Origin of the sequence: Urechidicola vernalis, from assembly GCF_031846385.1 — a bacterium.
GTDB classification, from domain to species: domain Bacteria; phylum Bacteroidota; class Bacteroidia; order Flavobacteriales; family Flavobacteriaceae; genus Urechidicola; species Urechidicola vernalis.
In genome coordinates, this window is record NZ_JAVRHV010000004.1 from 213505 (window position 1) to 232765 (window position 19261).

At 33.6% G+C, this 19261-nt stretch carries 16 protein-coding genes and 1 pseudogene; 8 read left to right on the plus strand and 9 right to left on the minus strand.

Translation table 11 applies throughout. From position 1 onward, the window contains the following. Window positions 1-108: 108 nt before the first annotated feature. From RM519_RS09595 to RM519_RS09615, 5 genes are all read left to right on the plus strand, one after another. Complete coding sequence (locus RM519_RS09595; protein WP_311593519.1) at window positions 109-399, plus strand: hypothetical protein; 291 nt, start codon at window positions 109-111, stop codon at window positions 397-399. Between the two features lie 141 nt (window positions 400-540). Beyond that, window positions 541-1239, plus strand: a complete 699-nt coding sequence (locus RM519_RS09600) for a hypothetical protein (RefSeq protein WP_311593520.1) — start codon at window positions 541-543, stop codon at window positions 1237-1239. Between the two features lie 34 nt (window positions 1240-1273). After that, the gene (locus RM519_RS09605; protein WP_311593521.1) at window positions 1274-1699 is read left to right on the plus strand and encodes a hypothetical protein; all 426 of its coding nucleotides are present in this window, start codon (window positions 1274-1276) and stop codon (window positions 1697-1699) included. A 118-nt stretch (window positions 1700-1817) separates the two neighbouring features. Beyond that, window positions 1818-2237 (plus strand): VOC family protein, encoded by a 420-nt coding sequence (locus RM519_RS09610; RefSeq protein ID WP_311593522.1) that lies wholly within the window; start codon window positions 1818-1820, stop codon window positions 2235-2237. A 67-nt stretch (window positions 2238-2304) separates the two neighbouring features. Further along, the gene (locus tag RM519_RS09615; protein ID WP_311593523.1) at window positions 2305-4029 is read left to right on the plus strand and encodes a M28 family peptidase; all 1725 of its coding nucleotides are present in this window, start codon (window positions 2305-2307) and stop codon (window positions 4027-4029) included. A 7-nt stretch (window positions 4030-4036) separates the two neighbouring features. Here the strand turns inward: RM519_RS09615 and RM519_RS09620 are convergent, their stop codons facing one another. Together RM519_RS09620 and RM519_RS09625 are read right to left on the minus strand one after the other, a co-directional pair. Continuing rightward, window positions 4037-5593, minus strand: a complete 1557-nt coding sequence (locus tag RM519_RS09620; RefSeq protein ID WP_311593524.1) for an NAD(P)/FAD-dependent oxidoreductase — start codon at window positions 5591-5593, stop codon at window positions 4037-4039. Window positions 5594-5632: 39 nt separating this feature from the next. Further along, window positions 5633-7597 (minus strand): putative porin, encoded by a 1965-nt coding sequence (locus RM519_RS09625; protein WP_311593525.1) that lies wholly within the window; start codon window positions 7595-7597, stop codon window positions 5633-5635. Window positions 7598-7697: 100 nt separating this feature from the next. Between RM519_RS09625 and rnhB the strand changes: the two genes are divergently transcribed. Then, entirely contained in the window at window positions 7698-8294 is a 597-nt protein-coding gene (gene rnhB, locus RM519_RS09630) for a ribonuclease HII (RefSeq protein WP_311593526.1), read from the plus strand. Between the two features lie 74 nt (window positions 8295-8368). Continuing rightward, window positions 8369-9421 (plus strand): nucleoid-associated protein, encoded by a 1053-nt coding sequence (locus RM519_RS09635; protein WP_311593527.1) that lies wholly within the window; start codon window positions 8369-8371, stop codon window positions 9419-9421. Window positions 9422-9426: 5 nt separating this feature from the next. Here RM519_RS09635 and RM519_RS09640 read toward each other — a convergent pair whose 3' ends face one another. The 3 genes from RM519_RS09640 to RM519_RS09650 form a co-directional block, all read right to left on the minus strand. Then, complete coding sequence (locus tag RM519_RS09640) at window positions 9427-9897, minus strand: cupin domain-containing protein (protein ID WP_311593528.1); 471 nt, start codon at window positions 9895-9897, stop codon at window positions 9427-9429. A gap of 64 nt (window positions 9898-9961) precedes the next feature. Further along, window positions 9962-10654: a lipoyl(octanoyl) transferase LipB gene (lipB, locus tag RM519_RS09645; protein ID WP_311593529.1), complete on the minus strand. Its 693-nt coding sequence runs from the start codon at window positions 10652-10654 to the stop codon at window positions 9962-9964. Then, window positions 10654-10812 carry a YqaE/Pmp3 family membrane protein gene (locus RM519_RS09650; protein ID WP_311593530.1) on the minus strand — a complete coding sequence of 53 codons (159 nt, stop codon included), beginning with the start codon at window positions 10810-10812 and terminating at the stop codon, window positions 10654-10656. Before RM519_RS09650 ends, lipB begins: the two co-directional genes overlap by 1 nt. A gap of 179 nt (window positions 10813-10991) precedes the next feature. Between RM519_RS09650 and RM519_RS09655 the strand changes: the two are divergent. Beyond that, window positions 10992-11645 (plus strand): annotated as a pseudogene (locus RM519_RS09655) (ATP-binding cassette domain-containing protein); the annotation flags it as partial. A 116-nt stretch (window positions 11646-11761) separates the two neighbouring features. Here the strand turns inward: RM519_RS09655 and RM519_RS09660 are convergent. The 4 genes from RM519_RS09660 to dnaE are packed head-to-tail and all read right to left on the minus strand — an operon-like array spanning window position 11762 to window position 19128. Continuing rightward, window positions 11762-12508, minus strand: a complete 747-nt coding sequence (locus RM519_RS09660; protein ID WP_311593531.1) for a head GIN domain-containing protein — start codon at window positions 12506-12508, stop codon at window positions 11762-11764. A gap of 22 nt (window positions 12509-12530) precedes the next feature. Next, a complete protein-coding gene (locus RM519_RS09665) occupies window positions 12531-13625 on the minus strand; it encodes an acyloxyacyl hydrolase (protein ID WP_311593532.1) in 1095 nt (364 codons plus the stop codon). Between the two features lie 6 nt (window positions 13626-13631). After that, entirely contained in the window at window positions 13632-14750 is a 1119-nt protein-coding gene (locus tag RM519_RS09670) for an acyloxyacyl hydrolase (RefSeq protein WP_311593534.1), read from the minus strand. Window positions 14751-14766: 16 nt separating this feature from the next. Next, on the minus strand, window positions 14767-19128 hold the full coding sequence (gene dnaE, locus RM519_RS09675; RefSeq protein WP_311593536.1) for a DNA polymerase III subunit alpha: 4362 nt from the start codon (window positions 19126-19128) through the stop codon (window positions 14767-14769). Window positions 19129-19261: the final 133 nt, after the last annotated feature.

Below are 19261 nucleotides of genomic sequence, written 5' to 3' on the forward strand. Positions count from 1 at the left end.
TGTGTTATCCGGAATCAATTAAGGGATAAACATGTATTTTATTATATAACAAGTTGTGTTTAATTAAAGAAAATGTATAGTTTAAAAATAAAGAGAGGAATCTTAATAATGGTCGGAATAATTCTGATCAGTAATATTCTTCCAATCAGGGTATATACTGAAGGTGTAATTATCCCCTATCATTTTGAAACTAAGCATTCAGAATTTGAATTTATAGCTTATCCGAGTAAAGGAAGAGGAACAGAAGAGATGGATAAAAAATTTAAAAAATTCATTAAAGAAAATCCACAGACTAAAGACACAACAATTTATAGATCTTTCTCAAGAAACGCTCTGAAATTTTGGAATTGGAGATTCTACTTTACTAGTGATCTGTACAACTATGAATTAAAAAACTAACCACAACAACGTGTATAATTAATTGCGGCGGAATTTCCTTGGCGGAAATTCACTCGAATTAATTACCTTAGTGCTACGGCGGAAAAATCTTGCTGATTTTCCCGCAACTAATCATACACAAGACCGTTGGGTTTAATACGAATGAAATATATAAACTATATTTTAATAATTCTCATTTTAGTTGGTTTCTCATCTGCAAAAAGACTGACTGAAAGCAATTCTAAACCGACAAAGTTTGTTTTCAAAAAATCTATGGCTTCATCCCAAAGTGGAATATCTGAATTGAATTCAAAAACGGATTCTTTAATTAATGTTGCCTACAATCCGAAAGGGAAAGATTCTGCGATAAATAAAGAACTTAAGGAAATGCAGATGACTGAATTCCTTACTCGAACGCCAGAAACAGAAATTTATGTTGAAGTTGAAAACGACTCTATTTGGCGTTATACGAAGCAAAACGGAAAAATGATTGGAGATTATTTTATGATTCAAAAAAATAGCGGAATATTAAACTATTACGACAAATCAAAATCTGTGAACTATAGAAAATATGACCTTTTTGAGAAAAACTACAAATATGAAATAATTGAAAACAAAAAAGATAGAAAAGAAATTAAAGGTTTTGATTGTTTCAAATTGACTTTGATTAAACAAAATGCAGAGAGTGATTTGGGAAATACGGTTTACGAAATGTATGTGACTGACCAAATTGAATTACCCATTCATTCTGTTATAAATCTTAGCAAACTCGTTCCGAATACTTTTCCATTGGAAATAAGAATTTCAGAAGAAAATCTATCTGGATTAGAAGAACAATATGAAATAATAAAAATTGAATAAAAAAGTTTTAAACCGTTGAACAACATTGTCTTGCATGAGAATTTTAATTGTAATCCTTTTATTTTTTGGTTTTAGTTGTAAGCAAGCATCTAAAAGTAATTCGGAGAAAATCCAAGTTGAAGTTGATTCAACTGGACTAATGGTTAAAGTACTCAAAAATAAAAATTCAATTACTGAAGGACGATGGATAAATATGAAAGATTCACTGTCAACAGTGAAAATTGAAGGAAATCAATGGATTTTTCAGTACGGAAAAGATAAAACTGAACCCAAAGATTATCACAAATATGTAATAACGGAAAGTGTTTTTGATAAGGATAATGCAATTGTTGATGGTTGTTTATTTTTAATTCAGGAAAGTGACACTTTGAAATATGGAATTGCTTATCTATCTGAAAAAAGTATGACCCTAGTGTATTTGCCAAGAGGGAATTTCCACCATTATAAAAAAATGGAATAAAAAACGTTGCACAACAATGACTATAATTCATTGTTATAATTAAACAAAAATTAATAAATTTTTAACTATAACATCCTTTTAATAATTAGCCATTTAACATTAAAACAAAATAATTAATATGAACCCATTTCACCTTGCAATACCGGTAGAGAATTTAGAAAAATGTAGGACTTTTTATAGAGATGTGTTACAATGTACGGAAGGTAGAAGTGATACCCATTGGGTCGATTTTGATTTTTTCGGGCATCAATTGGTAATTCATCAAAAAGAAGGATTTAAGGCCAAAAAAAGACAAATTTCAAATTCTGTTGATGGGTATGATGTGCCTGTACCACATTTTGGAGTGGTATTAGAGTGGGAAGTTTGGGAGACTTTGGCGGAAAAGTTAAAGGCTATGAATACCGAATTTGTAATTGAGCCATATGTTCGATTTCAAGGAAAAGTTGGAGAGCAAGCAACGTTGTTTTTTTTAGACCCGGAGAACAACGCATTAGAATTTAAAGCCTTCAAAAATATAGACCGACTATTTGCCAAGTAAAACTATTGAAGCAAAAATAAAAGCCGTAACACGAATTATTAATATTTAGAGAATAACACTTATAAAAATGAGAATAAATGCAATCTTAATCTTTTTGGTTAGTATAACTATTGGAATTCATACTCAAACCCTTTCTAGCCAAACAACCCAAGACTATTTTGATACAATAAGACCTGAATATTCAGGAGGTTTAGCCTTTGAAACCACTGCTTTTGTAGAAAAATACTGGAGAGTTGCAGGGAATACAGGTTTTAATGAAACGGTTTATTTTATTGAAAAACATTTAAAATCAGCCGGATATGTATTGGAGGTAGATGCCAAAGATTCGGACCGATTTGTCTATCGTATTGAAGAGCGCCCGATGCAAAGACCTACCTGGGAACCGGTCTCGGCAGCGTTGGCATTTGCAGGATCAAATGAGCTAATTTTAAATCAAGAAACAAACCGAAATATGGTGTACTTAAATTCAACTTCTACGCCAGTCGGAGGGATTGAAGCAGAGGTGGTTCATATTGGAGACGTCAAAGATTTGGAGCAAATAGAAGTAAAAGGTAAAATTGTTTTTGCAGAAATGAGTGCCCGAGAATTGTATCAAACCGCAATAGTAGAGGATGGAGCAATTGGGTTAATTACCTACAATAACCCAAGTTATTTACAACCAGAAAAAAACAAAACCTCAATTCAATTTAGAAGTTTAAGATACAATAAGGAATTTCCTGTTTGGGGTATCGCGTTATCATTCGAAGCGAAAGAGAGATTGTTATCGGAGTTGGAAAAAGGGAAAGTTGATGTAAAGGTTGACATTCAAACAAAAATATACCCATCTACAGAATTAACGGTTGTTGCTAATATAAGAGGTGATAAATTGCCAAAAGAAAGTTTAGTGTTCTCTGCGCATATTCAAGAACCAGGAGCCAATGATAATGCAACAGGAGTTGGTGCACAATTAGAAATGGCCGTTTTGGCGGCGAAGCTGGTAAAATCAAAAAAAATAGTGGCGAATAGAACACTCACATTTTTATGGGGAGACGAAATTATCTCAACTAGACGCTATGTAGAGGAAAAAGAGAAGCGGACTTCTGATATTAATTGGGGAATTAGTTTAGATATGGTGGGTGAAAATACTGCCGTAACTGGAGGTTCTTTTTTAATTGAAAAAATGCCAGATCCTAGTGCAATTTGGACTAGAGGAAATGACAAACACAGTGAATGGGGTGGACGTGTTTTAAAAGAAAAAGACATGAAGCCACATTATTTAAATGATTTTATAATTAATGTTTTTATGCAGCAAGGGAAACACGCCAATTGGGAGGTAAACACCAACCCGTTTGAAGGCGGTAGTGACCACACACCATTTTTAAGAGCAGACATTCCTGGTTTATTATTGTGGCATTTTACAGATCAGTTTTATCACACCGATAACGACCGAATAGACAAGGTATCTCAAGAAACATTAAAAAATGTTGGTATTGGGGCTTTGGTTAGTGGCTTTACATTAATTAATGGCGATGTGCATTTTGCAGAGGAATTAAAAGGAACAATTTTAAAAGCGGCAGAAGAGAGGCTAAAGGCAGAGTTTGAATTGAGTACAGCGTCTATAAAAAAAGGAAATAGCAAAGCGGATGAAATTAAAATTTTAACCACTTGGGCCAATTGGTACCAAGATGCTATTGCCTCTTTATCTGATTTAATTTCTGAAAGTGATGTAGAGTTTCAATATGAAATAAGAAAAGGACAAAAGTTAGTAGGAGAAATAGCGTCAGATTATAGTGAGCAATTAAAATCTTTGTAAATAGAATCTATTTTAAACTCCAAGCAATTTGCTCGGCACATTTTTCGCCGTCAATTGCCGCTGAGATAATTCCACCGGCATATCCTGCACCTTCACCACATGGGTATAAGCCTTTTATTTGAGGATGTTCTAATGTTTTGTAATCTCTTGGTATTCTAATAGGAGAAGAGGTTCTAGATTCCGGTGCATGAACTACGGCTTCGTTGGTTAAATAACCACGCATCGACTTATTAAATTGTTTAAACCCTTCTTGTAAGGTTTTATAAATGAATGGAGGAAGCACTTCCCCTAATTCAGTCGAAGTGGTTCCTGGCATGTACGAGGTTTGTGGAATGTCATTTGAAAGTTTTCCTTTAGTAAAATCAACCAAACGCTGAGCAGGAACTTTTTGTGTTTCCCCTGCAATTTGCCATGCTTTTTGTTCAATCTGCTTTTGAAATTCTACGCCTGCCAAAGGGCCTTTATCTGCAAAAGGTTTAAAATCTTCTAACTTCAACTCCACCACAATTCCAGAATTTGAAGTAGGTTGATCTCTTTTAGAAGGCGACCATCCGTTGGTAACAACTTCTCCAGGAGCGGTTGCGCATGGTGCAATGACACCACCAGGGCACATGCAAAAGGAATATACACCTCTGTGATCTACTTGTTTTACTACACTATACGGAGCAGGAGGTAAATAGTCTCCTCTTGTTTCGCAATGGTACTGAATGGAATCTATCAGTTTTTGAGAATGCTCTACACGAACACCCAAGGCAAAAGGCTTGGCCTCGATTAAAATTCCCTTTCGATGCAATAATTCAAATATATCTCTAGCCGAATGTCCTGTGGCTAAAATTATTTTAGATGCATTGATATTGGTTCCATTTTGAGTTTCAACGCCAGTGATTTCACTGTTTTTAATTAAAATATCTGTTACTCTGGTATTGAATAAAACTTCACCGCCATACGCAATTATGGTTTCTCGTATGGCCTGTATTATTTTGGGTAGTTTATTTGTTCCAATATGAGGATGTGCATCAATTCCGATGTTTTTAGTTGCGCCATGAGCAATGAGTAATTCTAAAATTCGGTTTACGTCTCCTCTTTTCTTTGATCGCGTGTATAGTTTTCCATCAGAATAGGTTCCAGCACCTCCTTCACCAAAGCAGTAGTTAGAATCCTCATCAACAAGATGAAACTTGGTAATAGCAGCTAAATCTCGTCTGCGCTCTTTTACATCTTTTCCACGTTCTAACACAATTGGTTTCAGTCCTTTTTCAATCAATTTTAACGCTGCAAATAAGCCCGCTGGACCAGCACCAATTACAATAACTTCTTGGGCTTTTGAAACATCTGAATAATTTGGAAGTTCAATTGCTTGTTGAACAAACGCTTCATTTAAAAAGACATTAATTCGGAGATTTATTTTAACATTTTTTTGTCGCGCATCAATAGAACGTTTTAGAATCTCAACATGTGTAATGTTTTTTGCATTTAGACGTTTGGTTTTTGCAACGAACAATTTTAATTGCTCAGGATCTTGAGCAATTTTTGGACTTGTCTGAATTTGAAATTCTTGTTGCATAAACTCAAAAGTACTATTAATAGTAGCTATTAGCTGATTTTAAATAAAGAAGTTCCACACCAATCCAAATCGGATAACAAAATCTCTATACGGGTGTAATGGTGCACTGTAATAATCTCTTCCAGTAAAGGCGGCCGTTATGTTTTCGAACTTAAAGTAAATTCTCGTTCTTCTAACTCTGGCATTTGCAAAAAAGTCAAACATCGGAAATCCACCAAACTCTTCCGTATTCTGAATATGAAATTCAGATAATAACGGACTATAATCGTTCATGAAGTATTTTGTGAAATACTTAAAAGTGATTCCCGTTTGGAGGAAAAGAGGTTTGTTTTTAAATAAACTGTTCGTGTAAAAGAATGAGTTCCTAGTAACAAATTCTGGCGCTCTAAAGTAGTCTTCTCCACTAGAAATGTTTTGATACATTAAGGTGTTTTCTAAGGTGAAATGACCTAAGGTAAACGCCTTGTTCACTTTTAATTTTAAATAACTAATAGATTCAGCAGTTTGCTGCGGCAAGGCATTTTCATCAAAATAGGTGTAGTTATCTATATTGGCAATACTTGCGGAGGCATTGAACCATTTGTCCGAAATAAAATCGAACGATAATTGTTGCGTTTGTACATTTCTATAATCTTCACGTTGCCAATTATAAGCAATATAATCACTTTGAAAGTGTAAAAAGTTAAAATTGGGTGATTTCGAAACAGATGATATTCCCGCTTTTACAGCGAACAAACTATCTTTAGCATAAGTTGCAACTGCGGCCAATTTATTCCCATCTAAATCACCTGATATAATTGAAGAAACATCCGCCTTTAAATTGAATTCACCTATGGTTGCATCCCAATCGGCTCCAGCAGAAAACGTAGAACCCTGAAGGTTTTGATCGATTGTTTGACCCGGTAAAAAAGTTACACCTTTAAAATAATGATCGTATTTGTAGTAATTCCCTTTTGCTCTTAATTTCCCTAAAACTATCGGAGAATTAACTTCTAGATACAGTTGATTATCCATTGTTTTTAATCCGGTGTCATCGCTAACATCACTTTGAAAAGCATCACCGATCAAATCATTTTGAGTCATAGAAAACAAATAATGATTTGTTTGATAAGAGTATATATGACCCGCTGTTAGATTAGATAAAAATGTCTTAGTAGAGTCGTTTTCTTCCAATATTTTATATTGATGTTCAAGATGATAACGTTTGCTCTCTAAGGTATTTTCTGCATCGTCAAAGTTTACATCCATTCGTCCACGATCTTTGTAATTCGAATCATCTGTTCTAAAGGCTACATCTGATTCAGGTGTTAACCCTCCACTTTCTTCATTAAGAAAATTATGAATGACATAATGCCCTCTAGCATAATAACGGTCGTTTTTAGATCGATAGTTAAAAGTGGCTCTTAAGTTTTTATTACTTGCTAAACTTCTCCGATATTTACCTAGCGATCGAAGCCCCTTATAGGCTACAGAAAAATTGAAATTTGGCGAAGTATTCATGGTTAGCAAGGCATTTAATACTTGCCCTTGTTCTAATCCCGTTCTATACGTTAATACTGTTGTAGGTGTAGGCACGCGATAGTAAACAATGTCTTCGACTTGTTTAAAATTGAAATATTTTCCATCCATTCCCATTTCAGGTAAAAAAGATGTAGAATTAAAATCATAAGCCAATTTATTAAAGGTCTGTCCTTGGTTATGAAATGCCATTAATTCAAAATTATCTTTCCCGGTAAAATTGAATTTATAGTATTTTTTTATACTTAAGGTAGTATCTATAAAAGTGGTGTCATATTTTTGAGAAATGATTTTATAATCTTTCCAATGTGTTTCTCCGTCTAGTTGAACATTGATTCTTTTTTCATTTGCATTTTTTATAGAATCTCTAAATTCTTCTGGAGTTAAGTTTGAATTATTAAATGCATTAGATTCGAATTCGCTCTGAGTTTGAGAATAATTGCAAACACTAAAGAAAATAAAAAAGACTAAAAGATAAAACCTCATAATTTTATTTGAAGCGACAAAGATAAAGTATTTAAACGAAAATAAATGCAGCTAATTGTTGCTTAAAAAGATGTATTTTTAATGCTTTTAAAATGGATAAATGTTAGCCTTAAAATACCAAGAAAAATTAATTGAAGTAGGTACTGATGAAGCAGGAAGAGGTTGTTTATCAGGGCCTGTCGTTGCAGCGGCGGTAATTTTACCGGATGATTTTTCACATCCCCTGTTAAATGATTCAAAACAACTGACAGAAAAGCAACGATTGGAGTTGCGACCATTTATTGAAGAACATGCAATAGCAACATCAGTAGGTTATGTTTATCAGGAAAAAATTGATGAAATTAATATTCTGCAAGCATCAATTTTGGCCATGCATACATCAATTGATCAACTTTCTGCAACACCAGAATTTATAATTGTTGACGGTAATAAATTTAAACCATATAAAGACATTCCGTATAAAACCATTGTGAAAGGAGATGCGAAATTTATGAGTATTGCTGCAGCTTCTGTTTTGGCTAAAACCTATCGTGATGACTATATGGTAAAAATTCATAATGAGTTTCCGCAATATGCTTGGAACAAAAATAAAGGGTATCCAACCAAGCAACACCGCAATGCCATAAGAGAATTCGGAATAACAAAACACCATAGAATGTCTTTTAGATTATTACCTGACCAGTTGTCTTTGTTTTAGGTTAAAAAATCACTCCCATTGACTTGCTTTTTCCTGATTGAAAATAGTATTTTAGCAACCCTAAATTTTATAAAATGATTAAACGAAGTAGAGCTGTTATTAAGAAATTTATCATTCATAAAGTGGCCAATAAATTTAATAGCGGCGAGAATGTTTTCTCAGAAAATGCCGTAACATTTGACCAAGAAAGTTATGAGTTGATGTTGCCGTTTTTGTTAAAACCTTATGCCAACATTGCAGAAAGCTATCGTTTTAATCATCATGCAAATATTGATTTAAACGAGATAAATAACTATGCTACAGAAGTTTTTAAAGATGAAGAATCTTTTGTGGAATTGTCTAAACATATTGTAAACCATTTATACGAGCAATCCAATTCTGCACAGATAAAAACAGGAGACGTAATTATTGCGTTGTTTGAAGATGTAGAGTATAAAGATGCAGTTACGAATGCTCTTGGAATTTTTAAAATTGAAAATAAAATTGATTTCTTTCAAACCTATTTAGAAGAAGATAATTTTGACATTTTTGTACAAAAAGGAATAAGCACCAAGAAATTAGACAAAGGATGTTTGATTATCAATTACACCGATGATGAAGGTAAAACGGTATTAAGTGTTGATAATAATAATTATGATGCACAATATTGGATTAAGAATTTCTTGAATATCAAATTTGCTGATGACAGCAATCAACATACCCAGAATTACATAGAAATGTGTAAAGATTTTTCTGAAGAAATTATTAAGGAAGATTTAGGTTTGCAAGAAAAAAGCAAGTTTTTGGCACAAACAGTAGATTTCTTTAAGGAGAACGAGAACGTCAATATCCATGATTTTAAGGATGAGGTTTTTGTTGAGCACGAAGAGCATAAGGCCAAGTTTGACGATTATAAAAAACACTACGAAGATATAAATGATGTATTAATTCGTAATGATTTTGCAGTTTCTCCGGTGGTTTTAAAAAAGCAAAAAGCAAAGATTAAAACAGAAATAAAGTTAGACACCAATATTCAGATTAAATTAGATGTTGATGCTCCAGATGCTGCTTCAGAATACGTAGAAAGAGGATATGATGAGGAGAAAAAAATGAAATACTACAAGGTGTATTTTAACGAAGAAAGTTAGAATTGTTATTTGCTCAATTTTTTAGCAATTGAATCATAGTATTCTTGGCTAAGGACTTCGGTCCAAATGGTTGGTTGTTTTCCATACAATGCTAAATAAGTGACATCGCTATTTTTAGTTGAAGAGTGCCAGTGCTCTGTGTTTTTATTGCATTTAATTACATCACCAACTTGCATAATTATTGGGTTTTTCCCCCTTTCTTGATAGTATCCTTCTCCCTCTACAACGATGAGAATTTGTGTCGATTCATGTTTATGCCAGTCTAAAGTAGAATTGGCTTTAAATGTGGCTTTTGTAATGTTATAATTGGCATTTTCATCAGCACGAAATAATGAGTTTAACCATGCCTCTCCGATATAGTGAGTATTTGGAGCCTTTCTCCCATCTTCCAAATATGAATTTATTAAATAATTTGAATCTTGTCCGAAAAAACTTAATGGTAAAATAATTAGAATTAAAAGGCTAAGGTTTTTCATAAGATAAAATTTAATAAATAAATTTACTAAAACTTATTCTATTTGTCTTGCTTAGGCTCAATAATTAAACAAACTCAGCCTCAAACAAAGCGCAAAAATGCTTTTTAATTTTCGTTTTCACCTCTTCTAAAGGGACTTCACGTCCTAATTCTAGTTGTAAAGAAGTAACGGCTTTCCCTTTAATTCCACATGGAATAATATGATCGAAATACCCAAGATTTGTATTCACATTTAATGCAAATCCATGCATGGTTACCCAGCGAGAAGCACGAACGCCCAAGGCGCAAATTTTACGTGCAAAGGGAGTTCCGACATCGAGCCAAACACCTGTTTCCCCTTCGCTTCGAGTGGTTTTAAGGCCATATTCAGCCAAAGTTAAAATGATTGTTTCTTCTAGTAAACGAAGGTATTTATGAATATCAGTAAAGAAATTTTCCAAATCAAGAATAGGATAGCCAACTATTTGCTCTGGACCGTGATAGGTAATGTCTCCACCACGATTAATCTTATAAAACTCAATTCTCTTTTGTTTTAATTGTTCCTCATTGAGTAATAAATTATCTAAAGATCCACTTTTACCTAGTGTGTAAACATGCGGGTGTTCTACAAAAAGAAAATGATTTTTTGTTGGATTGTTTGTTCCATTTTGACGATTATCAAACTTTGTTTTTACGGTTTCCTGTAAAAGTTCGGTTTGATAATCCCAGGTTTCTTGGTAGGCTTTTTTGCCTAAATCTTGCAAGATTACTTTTTGCATTACCTCTCTGGATTGTTAAGGATAATCAGTGCAGCAATTACACCAGGTATCCAACCGCATAATGTAAGTAAAAAAACAATAATAATGGAGCCACATCCTTTGTCAAACACCGCTAACGGTGGAAATAATATGGCACATAATACTCGTAAACAACTCATAATTTATTTGTGTTTAAAGTATTTTAAAAGTCATGATTCTACTTACTAAACGATTCTGTTTATTTATTGTTACAAAGGTCTTGAAAAAAAGGTGAATACCAACTATATTTTTTTAATATGGTTTTATACGGTAAAAATTATTAATACGTTATCTCCTAAGAACTTCTATATTTGCATTTATGTCAATTTCACTTCAAAATATTTCTAAGAATTACGGTTCGCAAAAAGCATTAGACAACATTAACTTTTCTATAGACAAAGGTCAAATTGTGGGGTTTTTAGGTCCTAATGGAGCAGGGAAGTCTACAACGATGAAAATCATTAATGGATATTTAAATCCAGATGCGGGAGAAGTACAAGTTAATAATGTTTCTGTGGCAGAAAATCCATTGACAACTAAAGCCATGATTGGTTATTTACCAGAGCATAATCCGTTGTATTTAGATATGTACATAAAAGAGTATTTACTTTTTTGTGCTAAAGTGCATAAAGTATCGAAAACTTCGGTTGAAGTTATTATTGATAAAATTGGTTTGAAACCAGAAATATCTAAACGAATTAAGGAGTTATCAAAAGGATACCGACAAAGGGTTGGGTTGGCGGCAGCCATGTTGCATAACCCAGAAGTTTTAATATTAGATGAGCCTACTACAGGACTAGATCCAAATCAATTGGTAGAAATTAGAAATTTAATAAAGGAGGTAGGAAAAGATAAAACGGTATTGTTTTCTACACACATTATGCAAGAGGTAGAAGCTATTTGCGATAGAGTTATAATTCTAAACAAAGGAAAAATAGTTGCTGATATGTTAATGGATGAATTAAAGGGTAAGAATTTAGAAGAAATGTTCAGGTCTTTAACAAATTGATTCTCGTTGTTATTTTGAATGAGTAAAAGTGAAATGAAGAGCCTTATTATAAGATTCTTCGACAGGCTCAGAATGACAAGTTAATTAAAAATCAACTTCCCTTTATAGTGCTCGACAACATCAACAATTGGGGGCTCGTAATATGCAATTACATCGCCTAAGGAAAAAATAGCGCCTTCAATTTTATCCTGTGGATTCACCAACATATCATTGGAACTTTTATTCGTGAATTTCACATTAGTTGCAATTAAGGTTTGAGCTTCCAATCTAGAGTCTCCTGCAGCGAAAAAAGCATTTAAATTAGTGGTAATCCCAGATAAATAGAAATTTGAAATACCATTCGAAGTAATTGAAATTGAAGTTGTATTTACTTCTAAATTAAAATCACCAACATTTAAATAGTCGCTTTGATAATCTTCAGAGAGTAAACGAAGATTTGGGTAATTTAAAACACCATCTGAAGTAACAGTTTGTTCCGAAGAATTTCTAATTTCAGTAATGTTTGGTGAGGTTACAATAACTTTAGTCAAACCGTAATCTCTAACAAAATTACATTTGTTATTATCTGATGCAATTAACTGGCCATCTATTACTTCCAAAGTTACATCTGGCAATAAATTTTTGCCTGTTTCAATGAAAACCTTTTGTATTGGTCCTTCTTTAATTAACAATGAAACACGTTCATTTATTAATATTTTATCAAAATCATCTAAAGAAATTTCTTCTTGAATAATATTTCCCGCTGTTTGAAAGCAATCTCCGGCATCTTCTGAATTACATGAAGTAATCAAAAGAAATAATACTAAATATGAAACAATTTTTTTCATGTGATGTTGTAAAATTATCATTTTAAAATTTATAACCAATACCAAATTCCACCCCTTCGGCTCTAAACATGTTTATTTTTAACGTTAAGTCAGCAAACAAATGTTCACCAAATTTCTTCCTAAAGCCAAAACGCTCATATATTACACTTTCATATTCGTAAGGATAATATACATGTGCGCCAATTTCTGTTAGCAAAGAAAATTTATTTAAGTTCAGTTCATGACCTATAAAAATCCCGACTCTTTTCCAATCTGCAGAACTATCAGCGTTATATATCGAATTTTCATATTCGATATAATCTTTCATATAAGTTGGAAAGAATAGGTCAGTTCCAAAAGAGATTGTCGAAACATAATTCAACTTTTTTGTTCCGAATAAAGAAACGGTATAAAAAGGTTTTAAACCGCTATTGTTAATTTTGGATTCATTGAATCCAAATCTAAATGCACTATTAAACTTAATAGGATATTTTAAGGTGTCCTTTGCAACTTTCCTTTCTGGTATTTGCAATTCATCATCTAAATCATAATTGACACCTACAAAAATATTCAACGTATTAATTCCCAAATTTGGAGTATTAAAACTGCCGTTTGAATAATGAATTAATCCCAACCCAGCATTTAAACCTATTCGATCTAATATATATGCTCGAGCATAATTCAGTCTAACATATAGTGCGGCATTTATATGAGAGCCGAGCGCCCAGTTTTTACTATTGGACACCTTGTCAAAAGGACTCGTGCTATAGGCTAACCCAATAGCTGTTGTTAATTTCACCTGGTTTTTAGAAGTTCGATTTGTTAGGTGAAAATTGTAATGCGTATATACTCCGTAAACCTCACCAAGTGTTTCGGTCTTAAAATCTTGATAACTGGCAGAAAAACCAACATCGGGAAAATTATATGTTTGGTTGAACTGGGTGTTTTCAATATTTTTTTTATTCCAACTAAAAATAAAACCACTCGGGTGCGATTGAATAATAGGTTTTAATTGAGGGGCGTGCTCAATAATGTTTCCATAAAAATAATCAAGCTGAAAATATGAAGACTGCTCCTTTTCTTGTGCTTCGGCAAATAAGCCGCAACTAATTATTAGTATGAGAATAAATCTTTTCATAATTGACTACAAGCGAATTCCAACTCCAAATTCTACTGTTTCTGCGTTAGCTCCATGAGCCTTTAAACTAGCCGCAGCATACCATTTATCTCCAAAATAGCGCTTGATACCCAATCGTTCATAATACTGAGTTTCATATGGAAACGGATAATGCACGTAATAACCTAACTGAGCAATGATCGATATTTTGTTTACAAATAATTCGTGTCCAAGAAAAAGACCAATTCTAGTAATGTCAGAAGTTTCAACCGCTCTGTCAGGAAAGTTTATATTCCAATATTCTATATAATCTTTCATAAACGGAGAAATAAATACGTCAGTTCCGAATTGGAAGGCAGACTTTCGTCCAATACGTTTATCAACATAGCCAGAAAAAATAAAGAACGGAAATAAACCACTTCCAATAATTTCAGATTCGTTTACACCACCTCTAAAAACTATATTAAATTTTATAGGTTCTTTATAATCTTCAGTTATTTCTCTTTCAATAATTTCATAATCTTCACCTTCTAAATTATAATTTAATCCTACGGTTGCTCCCCATGTGTTCAGTCCCGTATTTGGTGATTTAAAATTAGAATTAGATGCATGGATAAAAGTTAATCCTGCCTCAACACCTAGGTTTTTAAAAATCCGTTCGCGTTGGTAAAAAAGTTTAAAATAGGTACTAGAGTTTAAATGCGTTCCAAAGGAGATGTTCTTATTGTTGGTCTCTTTATCATATGGATTTGTATTCCAGGCCAAACCAATCCCTGCTCGAAGCATTAATTGGTTTTTATTTTTTCGGTTCAATAGGTAAAAATTGTAATGACCATATAATGAATATAATTCACCAACAATATCACTGTTGTAATCTTGATAAGCAAAAGAAAATCCAACATCGGGATAATTGTAATGTTGTTCCCATTCCTCAGCACCGAAATTTTTGCGATTCCAACTTAGGATAATTCCTTGTGGATGACCTTGAATAATAGGGGCAATATTAGGCTGATGTTTTAAAGTATTACCGTAAAAATATTCAGCCTGAATAGAGTTCTGCGTATATTTTTCTTTTTTAGCATCAGAGTCTTGAGCCCAAATTATTCCACAACTAATTAGAAGAAAGAATAGCAAGATTTTTTTCATGAAGACAAAAATAGTATTAATTCAATTTAAAATTGAAATCTTCTTTCTTTAATGAGTTTAAAGACTCATTGCTAATGTCTATTTTATATGACCTACTCGCCATACTTAGTTTTACTTTTTCTGAAACATCTATAACATTAAAGTAAACAGGTTTGCCACCTTTATATGTGTTTAATATGCTCGTAATTTTACTTAGTTTTTCAGAAGTTATTTCAGAAATGTCAAGACTAATTGTAATCTTCTTAGAAAGTTTCTCCATTACGCCATGCAGTAACTCTATTTCTGTAAACTTCAGCCGAACATCATCATTGTAAAAGTTTTTTCTTGCTGAAATTCTCAAGAATAAAAAAGAATTTGGAACTAGAAAGTGTTTAAACTTTAAATAGTCTTCTTTAAATAATCTGAATTCATACGAAGAATAATAGTCCTCTATTACAAAACTAGCCCAACCTTGTCCTTGTTTAGAAACGCGATGTTCTACACTAGATACTATACCCGCAATAGAAACATCCTTGTTCATGAGTTGTTTTAAGTCTTGAAATGCTGTTAAATCTGCATTGCAAAAAGAATCCAATTCAGATTTAAAGTCATCTAACGGATGACCCGAAATATAAATGCCAACAACTTCTCTTTCTTTGGATAGTTTTTCCATCATTCCCCACTCTTCACAAGTTGGAATAATGGGTTCATCTAGTTGAATTTCAGAAGCCTCTCCAAATAGTGATACCTGAGATGAATTTTTGTTTTCTTGGTATCGGTTTCCGTATTTAATTGCTTTTTCTAAAAAGGTTTGTCCTTTTTCGTCTAAAGAAAAATACTGCGCACGGTGTTGATTAAAACTATCAAATCCACCCGCAAACACCATTCCTTCGAATGTTCGTTTATTGGCGGCGCGTAAATCTACCCGTTTGGCAACATCAAAAATGGATTTGAAATGACCATTCTCTTTTCGCTCATTTATAAAGGTTTCTACAGCACCTTCTCCAACTCCTTTAATGGCACCCATTCCAAAACGAATAGCGCCTTCATTATTTACTGCAAACTTGTAGTATGATTCATTAATATCGGGCCCTAAAACAGGTAGTCCTGCACGTTTACATTCCTCCATAAAGAAGGTGATTTGCTTAATGTCTCTCATGTTATTTGAGAGTACTGCAGCCATATATTCTGCAGGATAATGTGCTTTTAAATAGGCTGTTTGGTACGCAATATAGGCGTAACAAGTAGAGTGTGATTTGTTAAAGGCGTAGGCAGCAAATGCTTCCCAATCTTTCCAAATCTTTTCCAAGGTCTCTTCAGGGTGGCCATTCTTTTTACCGCCATTCATAAAGAGTGGCTTTAATTTTTCTAGAAGGGCAAAAATCTTTTTACCCATAGCCTTACGGAGCATATCAGCTTCACCCTTTGTAAAATCTGCAAGTTTTTGTGATAGCAACATTACTTGCTCTTGGTAAACTGTAATTCCGTAAGTTTCCTTTAAATACTCTTCCATTTCTGGAAGGTCGTAAGTGATTTCTTCTCTTCCGTGCTTTCGATCAATAAACGAAGGAATGTATTCCATTGGTCCTGGTCTATACAAAGCATTCATTGCAATTAAATCCGCAAAAGTTGTCGGCTTTAAATTTTTCATGTGCTTCTGCATTCCAGGTGATTCATATTGGAAAATACCAATGGTTTCTCCTCGTTGGAAAAGTTCATATGTAGGGACATCATCCAAAGGGAAATCATCCGGAATCAGTTCAATTCCGTGTTTAGCCTTTACAATTCTAACCGTATCCTTAATCAAGGTTAGGGTTTTCAATCCCAAGAAATCCATTTTTAATAAGCCGGCACTCTCCACAACATTGTTGTCGAATTGCGTAACGAACATATCCGAATCTTTCGCCGTAGAAACTGGAATTAAATTGGTGATATCTTCTGGAGTAATAATAACTCCACAGGCATGAATCCCTGTATTTCTAACAGAACCTTCTAAAGAAACCGCTTGATTTATAGTCTTTGCTGTTAAATCATGTCCTTCGGCCATTGTAACCAACTCGGCGACTTGCTCTTTTTCTTCACTTCGTAAACCGGCAATTTTTCCTTTACTTTTATCGTCCGTTCCAAAAATATGATTCAGTTTTGTATTTGGAATTAATTTGGCAATTCTATCCGCTTCATGCAACGGTAAATCAAGTACTCTGGCTGTATCTCGAATTGAAGATTTTGCAGCCATAGTTCCGTAGGTAATGATTTGAGCAACATTGCTGGCACCGTACTTATCAATAACAAAATCAATAACGCTTTGCCTTCCTTCATCATCAAAATCAATATCGATATCAGGTAAGGATACACGATCAGGGTTTAAGAAACGCTCAAAAAGTAAGTCGTATGCTATAGGGTCTATATTGGTAATCCATAAACAATAGGCCACGGCTGAACCTGCTGCCGACCCACGTCCGGGCCCAACAGAAACACCCATTTTACGCGCTTCATCAATTAAATCCCATACAATTAGGAAATATCCTGGGTAACCTGTTTTTTGAATAATAGACAACTCAAAATCTAAACGTTCTATAGTATCTTCATCTAATTCTTTACCCCAACGTTTATAGGCACCTTCATAAGTTAAAAAGCGAAGATATGCGTTCTCACCACGAACACCGCCATCTTCAGCGTCCTCTTCATGGACAAATCGCTCTGGAATATCGAATTTAGGTAAGAGTACATCTCTCGCTAACGGATAAGGTTCTACCTTATCAATAATTTCTTTAATATTTAAAATGGCCTCGGGAGTGTTTTTAAACTTCTCCTTCATTTCATCGGCCGACTTGAAATAATATTCCTCGTTTGGTAAACCGTAGCGAAAACCTCGACCACGCCCTTTTGGTGTGTCGAATTTTTCTCCGTCTTTTACACACAATAAAATATCATGAGGTGTGGCGTCTTCTTGCGAGATGTAAAACGTATCATTAGTAGCGACTAATTTTACAGTATGCTTTTTAGAAAACTCTTTAACAATGCTGTTTACGTGTTGTTCATTTTCTTGTCCGTGATCCGTAATTTCTAAATAGAAATCTTCGCCAAAAGTTTCTTTCCACCACAACAAGGCATCTTCAGCTTGTTGCTCTCCTATATTTAGAATTTTAGAAGAAATTTCGCCATAGATATTACCGCTCAAAACAATAATATCCTCTTTGTGTTGCTCAATTACTTCTTTATCTATTCTCGGAACGTAATAGAATCCTTTCGTGTGCGATATAGAAGACATTTTTGCCAAATTATGATAGCCGTTTTTGTTTTTGGCAAGCATTACAATTTGGTACCCATTGTCTTTATGAGATCGGTCTAGATGATTTTCACACACATTGAATTGACTTCCAACAATTGGAGTTATTTTTTGTTTGGGCTGTTCTCCTTCTTTTAAGTTTTCGTTGTGCTCATCTACCGATTTGTTGTGTGCTAGAATTTCTTTAACAAAATAAAAGGCACCCATCATATTACCGGTATCTGTAAGAGCAACAGCTGGCATTTTGTGTTTTATTGTCGATTTTACAATATCTGAAATACTTGCTGTAGATTGTAATATTGAAAACTGAGAATGATTATGTAAATGTGCAAATGGAGCATCTTTAAGTAAGGAGGTGTCTGAACCTGAAGTCTTAGAAGGGCCGTCAGTTTCTTGCGCTTCTTTTTTTGATTTTAGTTTTGCACTTGCCTTTTTTAGATTGATGTGTTTTAACCCTATTAATTTAATAGTTCTAGGGTTCTTTTCATCATATTTTTCAAAGAAATCATCTGCTACATCTAATTCTTCTTTGGTATAAACTCTTTTTCTGATGAGTTCTAAAAAACATCTTGTAGTTGCTTCAACATCGGCAGTGGCATTGTGTGCCTCTCCAAAAGCGGTACCGAATAAATATTGATGCAACTCAGTTAATGTTGGGAGTTTAAATTTACCTCCTCTACCACCTGGAATTTGACAAAGCGAGGCCGTAGTTTCGGTACAAGTATCTAAAATTGGTAAATCGTTTAGACTCGTTTCAATCCCTAAACGGTGATACTCACAACCCATAATATTTAAATCAAATCCAACATTTTGTCCAACTACAAATTTAGATTTGTCTAGCGCTTCGTTAAATTTTATCAAGACCTCTTTTAACGGGATACCATCAGTGTCTGCTAGTAAAGTAGAAATACCATGAATTTGTTCCGCATCATACGGAATGTTGAATCCATTTGTTTGTATTAAATAGTCTTGGCTTTCAATCAATTGACCTAATTCATCATGTAATTGCCAAGCAATTTGAATACACCTTGGCCAATTGTCTGTATCGGTAATTGGAGCATTCCATTTCTTGGGTAAACCAGTGGTTTCGGTATCAAAAATTAGGTACATGTAAGGATGAAATTTGAAGATTTAAAAGTAGTATAATTCAGTCTTTTTTTGTGGTTGAAATATCGAATACTTATCAACAAAAAGATTGAAGATTAACTTGCTTTAAATCATGTAATTACTATGATGTGATAAT